13 protein-coding genes are annotated in these 14,697 nt (G+C 66.1%); 5 read left to right on the forward strand and 8 right to left on the reverse strand.

The window, feature by feature from the left end; genetic code table 11:
• Window positions 1-202: 202 nt before the first annotated feature.
• The 3 genes from HHL22_RS08570 to HHL22_RS08580 all read left to right on the forward strand — a co-directional run bounded on the left by HHL22_RS08570 (window position 203) and on the right by HHL22_RS08580 (window position 2,934).
• The gene (locus HHL22_RS08570; RefSeq protein WP_169530504.1) at window positions 203-1,444 is read left to right on the forward strand and encodes a pyridoxal phosphate-dependent aminotransferase; all 1,242 of its coding nucleotides are present in this window, start codon (window positions 203-205) and stop codon (window positions 1,442-1,444) included.
• Between the two features lie 141 nt (window positions 1,445-1,585).
• Window positions 1,586-2,260 carry a cytochrome b/b6 domain-containing protein gene (locus HHL22_RS08575; protein WP_169530505.1) on the forward strand — a complete coding sequence of 225 codons (675 nt, stop codon included), beginning with the start codon at window positions 1,586-1,588 and terminating at the stop codon, window positions 2,258-2,260.
• Window positions 2,261-2,337: 77 nt separating this feature from the next.
• Window positions 2,338-2,934 (forward strand): TetR/AcrR family transcriptional regulator, encoded by a 597-nt coding sequence (locus HHL22_RS08580; protein ID WP_169530506.1) that lies wholly within the window; start codon window positions 2,338-2,340, stop codon window positions 2,932-2,934.
• A 310-nt stretch (window positions 2,935-3,244) separates the two neighbouring features.
• On the opposite strand, the gene HHL22_RS08585 is transcribed toward HHL22_RS08580, so the two are convergent.
• Genes HHL22_RS08585 through HHL22_RS08600 form a run of 4 tightly spaced genes read right to left on the reverse strand, consistent with a single transcriptional unit; the run spans window position 3,245 to window position 6,265 of the window.
• Window positions 3,245-3,931 (reverse strand): response regulator transcription factor, encoded by a 687-nt coding sequence (locus HHL22_RS08585; RefSeq protein ID WP_169530507.1) that lies wholly within the window; start codon window positions 3,929-3,931, stop codon window positions 3,245-3,247.
• 59 nt (window positions 3,932-3,990) lie between these two features.
• Window positions 3,991-4,821, reverse strand: a complete 831-nt coding sequence (locus HHL22_RS08590; RefSeq protein ID WP_169530508.1) for a sensor histidine kinase — start codon at window positions 4,819-4,821, stop codon at window positions 3,991-3,993.
• On the reverse strand, window positions 4,800-5,456 hold the full coding sequence (locus HHL22_RS08595; protein ID WP_169530509.1) for a hypothetical protein: 657 nt from the start codon (window positions 5,454-5,456) through the stop codon (window positions 4,800-4,802). The genes HHL22_RS08590 and HHL22_RS08595 overlap by 22 nt, the downstream gene beginning before the upstream one ends.
• Before the next feature lie 59 nt (window positions 5,457-5,515).
• Window positions 5,516-6,265: a hypothetical protein gene (locus HHL22_RS08600; protein ID WP_169530510.1), complete on the reverse strand. Its 750-nt coding sequence runs from the start codon at window positions 6,263-6,265 to the stop codon at window positions 5,516-5,518.
• A gap of 353 nt (window positions 6,266-6,618) precedes the next feature.
• Here HHL22_RS08600 and HHL22_RS08605 point away from each other — a divergent pair, with 353 nt between their 5' ends.
• Window positions 6,619-6,858: a hypothetical protein gene (locus tag HHL22_RS08605; protein ID WP_169530511.1), complete on the forward strand. Its 240-nt coding sequence runs from the start codon at window positions 6,619-6,621 to the stop codon at window positions 6,856-6,858.
• Between the two features lie 16 nt (window positions 6,859-6,874).
• Here the strand turns inward: HHL22_RS08605 and HHL22_RS08610 are convergent, their stop codons facing one another.
• A complete protein-coding gene (locus tag HHL22_RS08610) occupies window positions 6,875-9,196 on the reverse strand; it encodes a sensor histidine kinase (protein ID WP_169530512.1) in 2,322 nt (773 codons plus the stop codon).
• A gap of 103 nt (window positions 9,197-9,299) precedes the next feature.
• Window positions 9,300-12,365, reverse strand: a complete 3,066-nt coding sequence (locus tag HHL22_RS08615) for a CheR family methyltransferase (RefSeq protein ID WP_169530513.1) — start codon at window positions 12,363-12,365, stop codon at window positions 9,300-9,302.
• A gap of 217 nt (window positions 12,366-12,582) precedes the next feature.
• Here HHL22_RS08615 and HHL22_RS08620 point away from each other — a divergent pair, with 217 nt between their 5' ends.
• Window positions 12,583-13,620 (forward strand): chemotaxis protein CheB, encoded by a 1,038-nt coding sequence (locus HHL22_RS08620; protein ID WP_169530514.1) that lies wholly within the window; start codon window positions 12,583-12,585, stop codon window positions 13,618-13,620.
• On the opposite strand, the gene HHL22_RS08625 is transcribed toward HHL22_RS08620, so the two are convergent.
• Together HHL22_RS08625 and HHL22_RS08630 are read right to left on the reverse strand one after the other, a co-directional pair.
• A complete protein-coding gene (locus tag HHL22_RS08625; RefSeq protein WP_169530515.1) occupies window positions 13,617-14,282 on the reverse strand; it encodes a response regulator in 666 nt (221 codons plus the stop codon). The two genes, HHL22_RS08620 and HHL22_RS08625, sit on opposite strands and share 4 nt — an antisense overlap.
• A gap of 50 nt (window positions 14,283-14,332) precedes the next feature.
• Window positions 14,333-14,629, reverse strand: coding sequence for a hypothetical protein (locus tag HHL22_RS08630; RefSeq protein ID WP_169530516.1), 297 nt, complete (start codon window positions 14,627-14,629; stop codon window positions 14,333-14,335).
• Between the last annotated feature and the right edge of the window lie 68 nt (window positions 14,630-14,697).

Consider the following 14,697-nt stretch of genomic DNA (forward strand, 5'->3'; position numbering starts at 1 on the left):
CAACGTCCCGGCCGGTTTTCTACCCGACCGGGACGTTGCGCTTTCTACCTTTGCCTGAATAAGTTGATTTATCCCGAAAGGCGGTCATGCTGAGCTTGCCGAAGCATCTCTACCACGTAAGTAATCTCAACGCCTAAGATTAGTAACGCGGTAGAGATGCTTCGGCAAGCTCAGCATGACCGCCTCTAGCGAATAAAAGTATATGCCGTTACCTATCTCCGAGCGCGGGCGCCAGATGCCCGCTTCGCCGTTTCGCAAGTTGGCGCCCTTTGCCGAGCAAGCCAAGCGGCAGGGCAAAAAAGTGTATCACCTCAATATTGGGCAGCCCGACATTGCCACCCCGCCCAGCTTGTTTGAGGCCGTGCGCCAGGCCGATATTCCGGTGCTGGCCTATAGCCACGGCGCGGGCACCGATAGCTACCGCCAGAAGCTGGCCGCCTACTACCACCGGGCCGGCATCGAGGTGAGCACCGAGGAGATACTGGTAACCACGGCCGGCAGCGAGGCTATCCTGTTTGCCCTACTCACCTGCCTCAATCCCGGCGACGAGTTGCTAGTGCCCGAGCCATTCTACGGCACCTACACGGCTTTCGCCATTGCGGCCGGCGTTAGCATCGTAACCGTCACGGCCACCATCGACACCGGCTTTGCGCTGCCGCCGCTCGCTGATTTTGAGGCCGTTATCACGCCGCGCACTCGCGCCATTCTGCTCTGCAACCCCAGCAATCCCACCGGCCACGTGTACACCCGCGCCGAGCTGGAAGGGCTGCTGGGCATCTGCCAGCGCCACGGGCTATACTTGCTGTCCGACGAGGCCTACCGCGAATACTGCTACGACGGGGCCAAGGCCACCAGCGCCCTCAACCTGCCCGGCGGCGACGAATACGTGGTGGTGCTGGACACGATTTCGAAGCGCTACAGCGCCTGCGGGGCCCGCGTGGGCTCGCTCGTGACGCGCAATAAAACCGTGTGGCAGGCCGCCTTCCACTTCGCGCAGATGCGCATCAGCCCGCCCGGCCTGGGCATGCTGCTGGGCGAGGCCGCCGTGGAGCTGCCCGAAAGCTACTTCGACGAGAACCGGGCCGAGTACCAGGCCCGCCGCGACCTGACCGTGCGCCGCCTGCGGGCCATGCTCGGCGTGCGCTGCCTGGTGCCGGGCGGCGCCTTCTACGTGATGCCCCACTTGCCCGTGGACGATGCCGAGCGCTTCGGCGAGTGGCTGCTGCGCGAGTTCAGCTACGACAACCAGACGCTGATGCTGTCGCCGGCCGCCGGCTTTTACCAAACGCCGGGCCTCGGGCGCCAGCAAGTGCGCCTGGCTTACGTGCTGAACCTGAAGGACCTGGATGCCGCTATGACCGTACTCGAGCAAGCCCTGCTGGCCTACCCCGGCCGCGTCGAGGAGCCCGTAGCCGCCGAAGCGGCCGAGCTGGCAGGGGCCTGAGCGGCGCGGGCCGCTAGCCAGTCCTTGCCTCGCTAGGCGCGGCCCGTATTTTTTCTTAAGCTTTGCTTAAGCCAGCAACCCTAGGGGTCCAACGTCCGTCATGCAGAGCCCGGCTTTGCATGACGGACGTTTTTTTAACCTATGGAAACCACTACCTTACCGCCCGTTGCAGCTACCCACGACTACTCGCTGGCCATGCGCATCTGGCACTGGGCCAACGCGGCGCTCATCAGCGGGCAGCTCCTCACCATTCTCTTCCTGAAAGTGATTGTGGACACCAAGTCGGCGGGACCTGAGTTTCAAAAGGCCCTAGGGCCGAGCGTGGTGCTGAGCCAGCCGCAGAGCCGGGCGCTGGGCCACGTCATCAGCGAGCGCATCTGGAGCTGGCACATTGGCATCGGGCTGACGCTGGCGGGCTTTTGGCTATTCTGGACGGTGATGCAGGCCCTCGACCCGGCTGGGCGGCGCTTTGGGGCGCGGCTGCGGGCGGCGCTGCAGCGCTACCGCCTGGCCCCGCCCGCCGAGCACGCCGACGCCCGCCACGCACTGCTGGCCAAGCTCACCTACGCGGCGTTTTATTTATTTGTCACCATCATGGTCGTCACGGGCCTAGGCCTCACCTGGGCCGACGACGTGCCCTGGCTGCACGGCATTGAGCACACCGTGAAGGAAGTGCACAATTTCACCATGTACCTGATTATCGCCTACATCGTGGCGCACGTGGTGGGCGTAGTGTGGGCCGACAACCGCGACGACCACGGGCTGGTGTCGCGCATGATAAGCGGCGAGGACCCGCGCAAGCCCGACGAAGTATAGCAAATACCGCCGCCGCAATGCGGTAGCACGGCCGGTTGGGGATATTTTTGTGGCTTCTGCCCTGCCCCTCCCCACCCATGGTCAAACCCAAGAAATCGGGTAAGCGCGAGCTTATCCTGGCCGAAGCTGCCAAGCTCTTCAAGGACCGAGGCTACAGCGGCACGTCCATGCGCGACCTGGCCGGGCAGGTGGGCATGGAAGCCGCCAGCATGTACAACCACATCAAGTCGAAAGACGAGTTGCTGGACACCATCTGCTTCCGCATCTCGGACACCTACATCTCGCAGCTCGCCGAGATTGAGGCCACGCCCAGTGGCTACGCCGACAAGCTGCGGGCCCTGGTGCGCCTGCACATCCGGCTGATGGTGGAAGACGGTGCGGCCGTGTCGGTGGCCAACCACGACTGGAAGTACCTGCCCGAGCCGCGCCTGGGCGAGTTTAAGCAAGCCCGCAAAGCCTACGAGCGCGGCTTCGCGGCCCTCATCGAGGCGGGCATTGCGGCCGGCGAGCTGCGACCCGTCAACGTATCGGTGGCGCTGTTCACGATGCTTTCGGCGGTGCGCTGGGTGGAGCTGTGGTACCGGCCGGGGCGCGGCATCTCGGCCGAGGAGCTAGAAAGCAACATCATCACGGTGCTACTGGGCGGGCTGGAGCAGCCTATGCCGCAGCCCTAGGCCCTGCCCCACGCAAAAGGCCTGCTACCCGATTGGGGTGGCAGGCCTTTTCTATGTTGTCGAGCAGCCCTGCGGGAACTACTGCGGAAAGATTGCGCTCATCGGCCTCAGCAGCGGCCGGCCAACGAGGCGATAGAGCTGAGTTTGAGTCATAGCAACAGAAAGGCAGCGGGTGGGGCCAGGCCCCAGGGAAGGGAGTAGAACTAGGATAATAGCATCGCAAAGTACGTAGCACCGCACTCGCTTTGGTTGTAGAAAAACACGTGATTTTCAGAAAACAAGTATTTTTACGCGGGTATTTCTACCTACTTTAGGCGTCGAGTAGGCCGTGGCGCACGGCGTACACGACCAGGCCCGCCGAGTTGGGAGCACTGGTTTTTTCGAGCAGCTTCTGGCGGTGCCCTTCCACGGTGCGCCGGCTGATGAAGAGCAGGTCGGCCATTTCGGCGGCCGTGCGGCCCTCGCAAATGAGGCGCAGCACTTCGTGCTCGCGGGGCGTGAGCTGCACGATGCTGGGCTGCTGGGCCGGGCTGCTGGCGCGCGCCGGCTGCTGCACGCCCCGCACCAGAGCCCGCGAAATAGCCGGCGTGAAGTGGTGGCCCGTCAGCAGCACGTCTTCAATGGCCTGGCGCAGCTGCTGCTGGTCGGCATCCTTGGGCAGGTAGCTGCGCACCCCTAAGCTCATCATTTGGGTGATGAACGTATCGGCCGAAAACATCGACAGCACAATGATTTTCAAGCCGGGAAATTCGCTTAGCAGCAGCTTGGCCACCTCCGGGCCGTCGGAGCCGGGCATCTGCAGGTCGAGAAGCAGCAAATCGGGCTGGCGCTGCCGGAAGTGGGCGAGCAGCTCGGGCAGCTCGCCGGCTTCCACCACACTCTCGATGTAGGGCAGCTCTTGCAGAATGTAGCGCATACCCTGCCGAAACAGCTGGTGGTCGTCGAGCAGGGCAACTTGGATGGTAGACGGGGGGGCTAGGGTGGTTTGCGGTATCATAGCTAGGTAGGAGAGAATGAAGAAAGCGTGTGCGCAAAGTAATACACCCGACTGCTTTATCAACCCTTGGGCTCGCCAGTGGCCGGATGGTCTAGCTCAATGCGGGTGTGGGTGCCCTGGCCAGGGGCGGTCCGGCGGTGCAGGCGCGCCCGCAGCAGCTGCACCCGCACGTCGATGCTGCGCAGGCCGGCGCCCGCAGCCACGTCGGGGGTGCCCGCGGCGGCGGGCGGCGTGGGCTCGAAGCCGCAGCCATCGTCCTCTACCACCAGCGCTAACTGGGCGCCGCGCTGCTCCAGCACCACTTGCAGCTGGGTGGCGCCCTGGGCGTGCTTTAGGGCATTGTGCAGCAGCTCTTGGCAAATGCGGTAGAGGGCCAGCTCCTGGGCCAGGGCCAGCGGCTGCGGGTAATGCAGGGCGAGCGACACGGCCACGCCGCCGGCTTCGTTGCTCATGTCCACCAGGTGCTGCAGGGCCTCGGCCAGGCCAAAGCGGGCCAGCACCACCGGGTATAGGTTGTGCGACACGCTACGCACGTCATGCACGGCCCCGGCCATAATTTCCTGCACCAGGGCTAGCAGCCCGTCGGGATTGGTGGCTGCCGCGCCGGCCCCTAGGCGGTTTAGCAGCAGCTTGGCCGTGGCGATGGTCGAGCCGATGCCGTCGTGCAGGTCGCGCCCGATGCGCTCGCGCTCGCGCTCCTGGGCCTCAATAACGGCCGCTAGCAGCTGGCGTTGGTAGGTGGCTTCGGCCGCCAGCTGGCGCTGCTGCTGGGCTAGTAGCCGCCGCTGGTACACCACCACGAACGCCACCAGCAGCCCCGCCGCCAGCAGCATAAACGCGATGCCAGTCAGCAGTAGCTTGCCAAAGGTTACTTCCGAGGGCGCATCCATAAAGCCACGGCGTAGCTGGAGTTGAGCACCATAATCAGCAGCTTATGCACGCCCCACACCGCTTGGTTGAACTGCCGCGAGTAGTGCAGCAAAAGGTAATCGCTAAACAGGACAATCTGAATTTTGCCCAGGCAGTAAATAAAGAGGCCCGCCGACACCCAGAACAAGGGCTCGCGCTCGAGGCGGCGCACCGTAAGCTGGCTGAGCAGCTGGCGGAAGTAAAGCACCACCAGCGCCAGCAGCAGGCAATTTTCGGTTATCTGCAAGTCGGCCCGAAACTTGACGGCCACTGGCGCGTCCAGCATACTCAGCAGGGCATAGGACGCAAACAAGGCCAGGCCAATGGGCAGCCAGCGGTTGAGCGCGGCCGAGCGCAGCGCCGCCTGGTACATCAGGGCCAGCAGGGTCAGCTCGCCCACCACATCGAGCGGAATGAGCAGCAGATTGGGCAGGTGCTGAAGCCGGAGCGCCGCCGCCGCCAGCTCGATGGTGAGCGACCAGGCCACCGCGCCCACCAGGTAGCGCAGCGCCAGCGGCAAGCGGTAGAAGCGCAGCAGCCCGCCCACCAGCGCCACTAGCAGCGGCAGCAGGTGCAGCCAGGGAGTGGCCTGCTGAAGTTGTAAAAAGAATTCCATGCCCTTCTACGTAAGCGCGTTAAGTAAAACGTGCGGGCCCCCGCCGGCAGCGGGCGGCCCTAGCAGTCGGGGGGGCAGGGATGGCCCATGTTGTAGCCCGGGTCGTCGCCATCGCCGCCGGGGCGGCCCTTATCGGCGCCGCGCAGCTGCAGCAATAGCCCAAACAGGCGCCCTAGGCTGTCGCCGGCCACGGGGTCGGGGCGGTAGTACTCGTGCAGGCCGAAGTGCAGCACCAGGCCGCCCGCCTCCGGATTTTGCACGCCGGCCAAGACCGCCACAAAGTCGCTAAGCTCGAAGCTGTAGCCGCGCAGGTAGCCGTAGGCACTCGCAAACAGGGCCGGCTCGATGCGGGGCGCCTGGCGCCAGTGCCGCGCCCACTCGCGCCCCAGCACGGCCGGCAAGGCCCCTAGGGCCAGGGTGGCGGCCTCGTCGGGGCCAAGGGCTAGCTCAGCTTCCTCGGCGGGCAGCTCGTAGGGTTCGGCCAGGTAGTACGACGACACGCGGGCCCCGAGCGCATTGCTGGCCGAAAGCACCAGCGTGAAGCGCGGCAACCCATCGGGCGCGGGCGTCGGCACCAGCACAAAGCTGGCTTTGATGTGCGCGGCCCCCACCACCGAAACCAGTTGAATGATGTGCCGCAGTCGGAAGTGGCAGGCGCGCAGCCGCCGGGGCTGGCCGTCTGGCCCCGCGGTTTCGAAGCTGCGCTGCAGCACCGCCGGGTCGGCGCTTTCCACGGCTTCGAGCCAGCGGGCGGCGTATTGAACAAACAGCTCCTGGCCGAGAATACCCGGAATAGTATCGTTGCGCATAAAAGCAAGCTAGCACGTAAAAAAGAAGGGTGAAGCTGGCCCTAGGCTACACCGCAGAGCTACAAAGTTGGGGCACGTTTGGGGCGGGGCGTAGGGTAAGAATACGGTATTTACCACCCCGTAAAAATACCCGGTTCGGCGCGGGCGCGGGCCTAGGCCAAGCCGCGGACATTACGTAGGTCATAGCGCGCTAAAATACCGCTAAGCCGCAGGTACCGACGTTCGCAACCAAGCTAATGGTGGCACTCCGGTCGAGCAAACTTTTACTCCTAGCTGGTATTTCCGCTTAGCGCCGGCGGGGACCCTAGGGCTACGCCGCCCCGCCAGCCGCCCCGCCACTCCCTAATTTTGGCATGGCGCTCTGCCAATTCAGCCAGCTAACCCACACCGAAAAAATCCGGGTGCTCGCAGCCAGCGGCACCCGCCTGGCCCGGCGCTGGAACGGCGGCGGCTGCAGCCCCTACCACCTGCCGAGCCGGGGCCGGGGCTTCTACGTGGAGGTGCGCTACGCCCCCGGCCTCAACTCGCTAGAAGTGATGCGCAGCTCAGCCTACCCGGCGCTGCTCGACGCCTACCCGCTGCCCAGGCGGTAGAGCGGCGCGGGCGGGCCTAGCCGCGCAGCGGCAGCTGCAAGAAAAAGCCCGTGCCGCGCCCCGGCCGCGACTTCACTTCGAGCGCCCCCCCTAGCAGCCCCACGCGGGTGCGAATGCCGGCCAGCCCGATGCCCGCGCTGGCGGCCTGGGCCTGGGGGTCGAGGCCCCGGCCGTCGTCTTCCACGCTCAGGTGCAGCTGGTTGGCCTCGCGAGCCACGCTCACGAATACCTCCTGGGCCTGGGCGTGCTTCATCACGTTGTTAAGCAGCTCTTGCACAATGCGGTACACAGCCGTAGCCAGCGGGGCGGGCAGCGGCTCGTCCAGGTTTTGCAGGTGCAGGTCCACGGCCAGGTGGCTGGCCGGAATGCGGCGGGTTAGCTCGCGCAAGGCAGCGGGTAGGCCAAAGCCTTCGAGCACGGGCGGCGTCAGCTCAAACGAGATGCTGCGGGTGGCCCGAATGGCCTCGTTGAGCAAGTCCTGGCTGGCGCGCACGGCCTCGGAGGGCGGCAGCGCGTCGAGGTGCAGGCGGGTGGCGTATAGCAGCTGGCCCACGCCGTTGTGCAGGCTCTCGGCAATGCGGCGGCGCTCTTCCTCCTGGGTGCTGAGGATGATGGCGTGCAGCTCCTGCTGGCGGCGCAGCTCTTGGTGGGTAGCTTCTTCGCGCAGGCGGCTGGCCTCAGTGATGTCGGTGCCAAACAGCACTGCCTCCTGGCGCTCGGCATCGAAAAAACCGGCTACCTGCAGCTGCACTGCCTCGCCGGCGCGGTTCAGCACGGCGGTGTAGTTGACGGGGTGCCCGGCCAGCACCTGCTGAATACGGTCGGCCTCGGCCGGAAACTCCGCCTGGGCCTCGCGGCCCACCAACTCGTTGTCGGCCAGGCCCAGGCGGCGCAGGGGCGGCCCCACCAGCTCGCGAAAGCGCCCATCGGCCCCTAGGCGGGCCAGCACCACGGGCACGTTGCGCAGCAGGGTATGCAGCAGGCGGTTTTTATAGTCCAGCTCCTCCTCGGCCAGGTAGCGGTCGGTCACGTCGCGCACCAGCCCGTTCAGGCACTGGGCCTGGCCGGTAGCCTCGTCGAAGCTGAAGCGCCCGGTAGTGGCCACGTAGCGCACCTCGCCGCTGGGGTGCAGCAGGCGGTGCTCCAGGTCGAAGCTGGTGCGCTGGTCCTGGGCCTGGCGCAGGGCCTGCGCCACGCGGGCGGCATCGGCGGGGTGCACCAGAGCTTGCAGCAGGGCGAAGGGCACGCCGTCGGCGAGGCCAAAAATCTGCTGGGCCCGCGCATCCTGCTCGAGCGTGCCGGCCGCCAGGTTCCAGCTCCACACGCCGGTGCTGGCGGCGGCCAGCGCCAGCTTCAGGCGGGCCTCGCTGTCGCGCAGCTGCTGCTCGCTGTGCTTGCGGGTGGTGATGTTGCGCCAGGCGGCGTGCAGCAGGTGCTGGCCCCCAATCAGCACCGGGTTGAAGGACAGCTCGTCCCACACTGCCTCGCCGGTAGCGCGCTGGCGCAGCAGCTCGAGGCGGCTCCAGCCCCTGGCTTGGGCCTGGGCAATGCTGTGGCTGAGCGCGTCGAGGGTGCGCGCGCCGCCGGGCTGGGTTTCGGGCCAGAACTCGCTCAGCTGGTGGCCCTGCAGCTGCGGCAGCGCCGCCAGGTCGAGCAGGTGCAGGGCGGCGGCGTTGGCGGCCATCACGCGGTGCTCGTTCAGCAGCAGCATGGCGTCGCGGCTTTGCTGGAAGGTGGCCCGGAAGCGCTCTTCGCTGGCCGCCAGCGCCTCGGCGGCCCGGCGGCGCTCGCTCACGTCAAGCAAAGCCAGGTGGTAGCCGGGCGCCTGCTCTACCTCGGCGTTGCCTAGCGTAGCCACGCCCTCCAGCTGGGCATGCAGCAACTCGCCCTCGTGGTGGCGCAGGGTTAGCTCGCACGAGCGGCGCTGGCCGGGCGCGGCCCACAGCTGGCTTAAAAAATCGGCGAACTGATTGCGCTGGTTTGGCACCACAAACAGCGCCAGCCGCCGGCCCAGCAGCTGCGAGTGCGGCGGGCCCAGCAGCTGGCTGGTGCGCTGGTTGAGCTGGCGCAGGTGGCCGCCCAAATCGAGGGTGCAGTAGCCCACCGGCGCCGAGTCGTAGAGGTCGGCGTACTGGGCCCGGCTCTGCTCGGCGCTGGTTTGGGCCAGCAGCAGTTCCTCGTACTGCATTTCCAGCTCTACCTGGTGAATTTGCAGCTCCTCTACCAGCCGGTGGGCGTCCGGCAGGGTAGTAGGGGGCAGCCCGCTGCCTTGCGGGCGCTGCTGCTCGGCGCGGCGGCGAAGCGCCTGCAAGGCAAGGTGGGGGTCGGCTTGGGGCATGGTAGCAGCGGGCGGGGCCTATGGCTTGCTTCTGGCCGCAGCGGCGAATATAGTGGGCGCGCCCCTGGCAAGGCGCCCCCGCAAGCCTTGTTTTGGCAGTGGGCTACTGGCCGGGTGGCTGCTTGCTGGAAGCCAGCCCTTCCAGCGCCTGCACGCCCAGCAGCACGCGGCCGGTGGGCTCACCCTGGTACAGCATGCGCCGGCCGTAGAGGCGCACCCGGCAGGGCCCTAGGCGCGGGAAGGTGGCGTCGAGCACCAGGTCGTCGAACTCGGTGACGGGGCTGCTGGCGTCGAGCAGCAGCAGCAGCTGCCGAAACAGCGCCGGCTGGTTCCAGGCCCCGTCGCTGAGTGCGCCCAGCGAGCGGCCCACCAGGTCGGCGGCGTTTTCCTGGAAGGCGGCCGCGAAGGCCCGGTTGGCGCTGTGCACCCGCAGGTCGGCGTCGAGGGCCAGCAGGGGCTCACGCATGGTTTCGGCCAGGCTGGCGCTGAAGCGGTTGGCTTCCTGCACCTGCGCCTCCAGCACCTTCAGGGCCGTGATGTCGGTGAAGGTGATAACCACCCCATTGATGTAGTTATCGAGCGAGCGGTAGGGCAGCACGCGCATCGTGTACCACTCGCCCTTTAGGGTTTGGATGTTGGTTTCGAGGCCCGTGAGGCGGTCGAGCACCTGCTGCACGTCGCGCAGCAGGTGCTCGTAGCGCAGGTTGCTGGCAAAGTGCGCCAGCGGGCGGCCTACGTCGCTGGGCATCAGACTGATAATATGGCCCACGGGCGAAGTAAACCGCTTTATTACCAAGTCGTTATCCAAAAACACGATGGCTATCTCGGTGGCGTCGAGCAGGTTTTTCATGTCGTTGGCGCTCTGGCTCAGCTCCTCGGTTTTGGCCAGGTACTGCATGTTGAGGGTCATCAGCTCCTCGTTCAGGCTCTGCATCTCCTCCTTGTTGGTCATGGCCTCCTCGTTGGTGCTTTGCAGCTCCTCGTTGGCGCTTTGCAGCTCTTCATTGGTGCTTTTAAGCTCCTCCAGGCTGCTTTCCATCTCCTCCACGGTGCTTTGCAGGCGGTGCTTGGTGTAGTGCAGCTCCCGGCTCAGGGCTTCCAGCATGGCATCTTGCTGGCGGCCATCGGGGGGGCTAGGGGTGCGCTTCGACAGGCGCTCCTTGCGCGAGGTGGGCTGGTCTTCAAACACCACCAGCAGCAGGCCCGCCAACTGCTCATATTCTACCAGGTGGCGCACCGTGAGGCGCAGCTGCTGCTGGCCCGCGTCGGTCTTCACGCGCACGTTTTCGACCACCACGTTTTCGCGGCTCTGCAGGGCCCGGTGCACCGCCCCGCTAATCTCGAAGTTGAGGTCGGCGCGGGCCATCTCAAACAGGTTCATGCCGCTGAGGCCGGGGGCGGGCTCGAGGTAGCGGCCGGTGCGCCCGTTGATGTACAGAATCTCGCCCTTGCCGTCGATAACTACGGCCGGGGGCGAATAGGCGCTGAGCAGGGCGCGCTGCACCAGGGCCGCAAACGGGCCGCCCTGGCGGTGGGTGGAAACGGCAGTCGACATAAGGGCGGCGGCAGGCAAAGCGGCGGCCGCTTGCGGCCCCAGCGAAAACGGAAATTTGATGAGCTGCGGCAGCAAAGCCGCGGTAGCCGTGCGCCGCGAAATCTTCCACTTCACGTCGAGCGGCTGAAATAGGTCGTGGAAGCCGGTCATGTTTTCGCTCGGCCCCAGAAACAGCAGCCCTAGGGGGTTGAGCGCGTAGTGAAAGATGGGCAGCAGGCTGCGCTGCAGCTCGCCGCTCAGGTAGATGAGCAGGTTGCGGCACACCAGCAGGTCGAGCCTGATGAAGGGCGCGTCCTTGTTGAGGTTGTGCAGGGCAAACACCACCACGTCGCGCACCTCCTTGCGAATCTGGTAGCCGGCGTCGATTTTCTGAAAAAACCGCGCCAGCCGGTCCGGGCTCACGTCGGCCACAATGCTCTCGGTGTACTGCCCGGCGCGGGCCAGCGCCACGCCCACGGGCGAGATGTCGGTGGCAAAAATCTGCACCTTGAGGTGGTGGTTGGGCGCCAGCTCGTCGAGGCACTCGAAGATGACCATGGCCAGCGAGTAGGCTTCCTCGCCGGTCGAGCAGCCGGGGGCCCACACCCGCACGGTGCTGTCGGGCGTTTTGGCGGCCAGCAGGGGCCGCAGGTAGCCTTTGAGGCTCTCGAAGGCTTCGGCGTCGCGAAAAAACTTGGTTACCCCAATCAGCAACTCGTGAAACAGCTGGTCTACCTCGCCGGGGTTTTCCTGCAGGTAGCGCACGTAGTGGCTGAACTCACGAATCTGGTGCGAGTTCATGCGCCGCTCAATGCGCCGAAACACCGTGTTGCGCTTGTAAAAGCTGAAGTCGTGCCCGGTTTGGGTGCGAATGAGCAAGAATATCTTTTGCAGCGCGTGCAGGGGCTGGCTGGGCAGCGCGCCCTCGCCGGGCTCGCGCAGGGGGCGGCTGGTGAGCGGGTGGGCCAGGTAGTCGAGCAGCTGGGCGGCCATCAGCTCGGGCGGCAGCACAAAGTCCACAAACTCGGTGGCCAGCGCCGCGCGGGCCATGCCATCGAAGGCGGCCGACTCGGGGGTTTGCACCATCACCATGCCGAAGCTCTCCATCACCAGCTTCAGCCCTAGGCTGCCATCGGTGCCCACCCCCGAGAGGATGATACACACCGCCCGCTCGCCCACATCCTTGGCCAGGGTTTGCAGAAAAAAGTCGATGGGCTGGCGGCGGCTACTGGGCTGGGTAGGCTTCAGCAAAAACAGGCTGCCGTGCAGCAAACTCAGGTCAGCATCGGGCGGAATGACGTACACCTGGTTGGGTAGCACGCGCAACCCGTCGTAGGCCTCCGCCACGGGCAGGGCCGTGAAGCTCTGCACCACCTCCGTTAGCTGGCTGTTGGCGCTGGGGTTGGGCAGGCGGTGCACCACCACCACAAAGGCCACGCCGGGCTGGGGCGGCAGGTGGGCAAAGAACTTTTCGAGGGCATCGAGCGAACCGGCCGAGCCACACAGCGCCACCACCGGGTACTTATCGGCCCCGCGCTCGGCCCGGCGCGGGTGGGGCGCGAGCGTCACGGTAGTAGCCCCAATGGGAGCCTCGTCGTCGGGCGCTAGGTCAGTTGGTTCGGCGGGGGGAATCATGGCAAAAGGCAAGGCAACTGCGCTGGGCCCGCACTAGTAGGTCCGGCGCAGGCAAACGCTCCCTCAAATTACGCCGCTGGCAACTTACCCGCGGGCCCTAGGGGCTACCGCCAGGCCCACGGCCGGCCCACGCGCGGGCCCGGCGGGCCAGCCCGGCGCCGCTCAAAACGACTGGTACCACTTATTTTCACCCCCGGTCTACTGCCTTCCGCTCGCCATGCCTAGCTCTCCTCCGCCCTACGTTATTGTGATTGGCACCTCGGCCGGCGGCATGCCCGCCCTCACCCAGCTGGTGGCGCAGCTGCCGGCCACGCTGCCTGCCGCCGTGCTGGTGGTGCAGCACCTGGCCCCCGACTCGCAGGGCGAGCTGCTGGCCGAGCGCCTGGGCCGGCACACCGCCCTGGCCTGCCACCTGGCCCGCCACCACGCCCCGCTCGAAGCCGGCCACCTGTACCTGGCTCCGCCCGACCGCCACCTGCTGCTGAAAGAAGACCACTTGCTGGTAACCAAGGGCCCGCACGAAAACAGCTACCGCCCCGCCGCCGACGCCCTGTTTCGCTCGGCGGCCGTGGCCTTCGGCTCGCACGCGGTGGGCGTGGTGCTCACCGGCATGCTGCACGACGGCACCGCCGGGCTCGAATTTATGAAGCGCGCCGGGGGCGTGGCCGTGGTGCAAGACCCCGCCGAGGCCGAGTTTTCGAGCATGCCCGAGAGCGCGCTGCGCAACGTGGCCATCGACTACGTAGTGCCCCTGGCCGAGATGGGCGCGCTGCTTACCCGCTTAGTTAGCCCTGGGGCGGATGCTCCTGCCTTGCCCATGACCGATATTCCTGCCGATTTAAAACTAGAAGCGGCCATTGCCGAGCGCGTAGTGGGAAGCACCGAACAAATAGAGGCCCTAGGGCACCAGGTGCCCCTCACCTGCCCCGACTGCGGCGGCTCGCTCTGGCAGCTCGATGCCGGCCAGGTGCTGCGCTACCGCTGCCACACGGGCCACGCCTTTACCGCCGAAGCCCTGGCCGAGCAGTCGCAAAAAACCCTGGAGGAAAGCCTATGGGTGGCCCTGCGCATGCTGGAAGAGCGCAAAAACCTGCTTTCCAGCATTGCCGGGCACGGCACCCACCGCCAGGTTACTTACCAGACCGAGCGGGCCGAGGAGCTGAAACGCCACATCAACCGGCTACGCGAGTTCTTGCTGAATGGCAGCGAGGGCACGGGCCTGGGAGCCGAGGCCGGGGGCCCGCGCCAGCCCTAGGCTCCCCCACTGCCCTCGGCCGGCAAAAACCCCTGCGCAATGGCGTAGCGAATGAGGGCGGCCGTGTTTTTGGCACCCGTTTTTTCCAGAATGTTCTGGCGGTGCGTTTCGATGGTGCGCTTGCTGGTGAATAGCAACTCGGCAATCTGGTGGGTGGTGAGGCCCTCGGCCACCAGCTGCAGCACCTCTTGCTCGCGGCGCGAGAGCGGCGACACGGCGCTCGGCACCGGGGGCCGCAGCTCGGCGGTCAGCACCGTATCGAGCAAGCTCAGGCCAATTTCGGAGCACAAAAAGCGCTTGCCGGCCAGCACCATGCTGATGCCCACCATGATTTCGGCCCGCTCGGCATTTTTGAGGATGTAGCCGTTGGCCCCGGCCGCAAAAGCCTGCCCAATGCGCAGGGGCTGGTCAATCATGGACAGCATGAGCACCCGCACCTGCGGAAACTCGGTGCGCAGGCGCCGGGCCGTGGCCACGCCGTCGAGCACGGGCATGTTGATGTCGAGCAGCACCACGTCGGCGGGCTTGGTAGGCAACTGGTCGAGCAGCTCCTGGCCATTAGTAGCCTCGCCCACAATCTGCACGTTGGCCTCCTGGCCCAGCAGCGTGCGCAGCCCGCTGCGCAGCACGGCGTGGTCGTCGACAAGAAATATTCGCGTCATGGCCGGTAATCTACGACGAAAAACAAGACGCGGCGCCTAGGCCCTAGCACTCAAAGTAAGCCCTGCGGATGCCGGCTATCGGCGGGGCCCCAGGCAATGGCGTCTTGCACGGCCTGCACCACGGCCGCGCGGCCCACGCGCACGGCCTCGGCGGGATGCTCGGCCAGGTAGTAGTCGGCCACGTGCTCAGCAAAGGCGGCGGCGCCCAGCTGCTGGTACAGGCCGCGCGGCGCCCGCACGGCCACGCGGTCCGCCTGGTACAGCTCCTGCTGAAACTCCAGCACGATGGGGTCGGCGGCGGGGTCTACCAGCGATACGCCAATCAGAAAATGGTCGTCGGTGCTCATAAGTGGGCAGGGCTAAGTGCGAGGAAAAGGAAGGACAGGCTCTAGGGGCCGCTGGCAAATATAGGTGG

It is taken from the genome of Hymenobacter polaris (assembly GCF_012927305.1).
GTDB lineage: Bacteria > Bacteroidota > Bacteroidia > Cytophagales > Hymenobacteraceae > Hymenobacter > Hymenobacter polaris.

What these genes read in the sequence shown, in the direction of transcription:
- HHL22_RS08570 (WP_169530504.1), top strand. Translation starts at nt 203, where the DNA reads ATGCCGTTACCTATCTCCGAGCGCGGGCGCCAGATGCCCGCTTCGCCG.
- HHL22_RS08575 (WP_169530505.1), top strand. Translation starts at nt 1,586, where the DNA reads ATGGAAACCACTACCTTACCGCCCGTTGCAGCTACCCACGACTACTCG.
- HHL22_RS08580 (WP_169530506.1), top strand. Translation starts at nt 2,338, where the DNA reads ATGGTCAAACCCAAGAAATCGGGTAAGCGCGAGCTTATCCTGGCCGAA.
- HHL22_RS08585 (WP_169530507.1), bottom strand. Translation starts at nt 3,931, where the DNA reads ATGATACCGCAAACCACCCTAGCCCCCCCGTCTACCATCCAAGTTGCC.
- HHL22_RS08590 (WP_169530508.1), bottom strand. Translation starts at nt 4,821, where the DNA reads ATGGATGCGCCCTCGGAAGTAACCTTTGGCAAGCTACTGCTGACTGGC.
- HHL22_RS08595 (WP_169530509.1), bottom strand. Translation starts at nt 5,456, where the DNA reads ATGGAATTCTTTTTACAACTTCAGCAGGCCACTCCCTGGCTGCACCTG.
- HHL22_RS08600 (WP_169530510.1), bottom strand. Translation starts at nt 6,265, where the DNA reads ATGCGCAACGATACTATTCCGGGTATTCTCGGCCAGGAGCTGTTTGTT.
- HHL22_RS08605 (WP_169530511.1), top strand. Translation starts at nt 6,619, where the DNA reads ATGGCGCTCTGCCAATTCAGCCAGCTAACCCACACCGAAAAAATCCGG.
- HHL22_RS08610 (WP_169530512.1), bottom strand. Translation starts at nt 9,196, where the DNA reads ATGCCCCAAGCCGACCCCCACCTTGCCTTGCAGGCGCTTCGCCGCCGC.
- HHL22_RS08615 (WP_169530513.1), bottom strand. Translation starts at nt 12,365, where the DNA reads ATGATTCCCCCCGCCGAACCAACTGACCTAGCGCCCGACGACGAGGCT.
- HHL22_RS08620 (WP_169530514.1), top strand. Translation starts at nt 12,583, where the DNA reads ATGCCTAGCTCTCCTCCGCCCTACGTTATTGTGATTGGCACCTCGGCC.
- HHL22_RS08625 (WP_169530515.1), bottom strand. Translation starts at nt 14,282, where the DNA reads ATGACGCGAATATTTCTTGTCGACGACCACGCCGTGCTGCGCAGCGGG.
- HHL22_RS08630 (WP_169530516.1), bottom strand. Translation starts at nt 14,629, where the DNA reads ATGAGCACCGACGACCATTTTCTGATTGGCGTATCGCTGGTAGACCCC.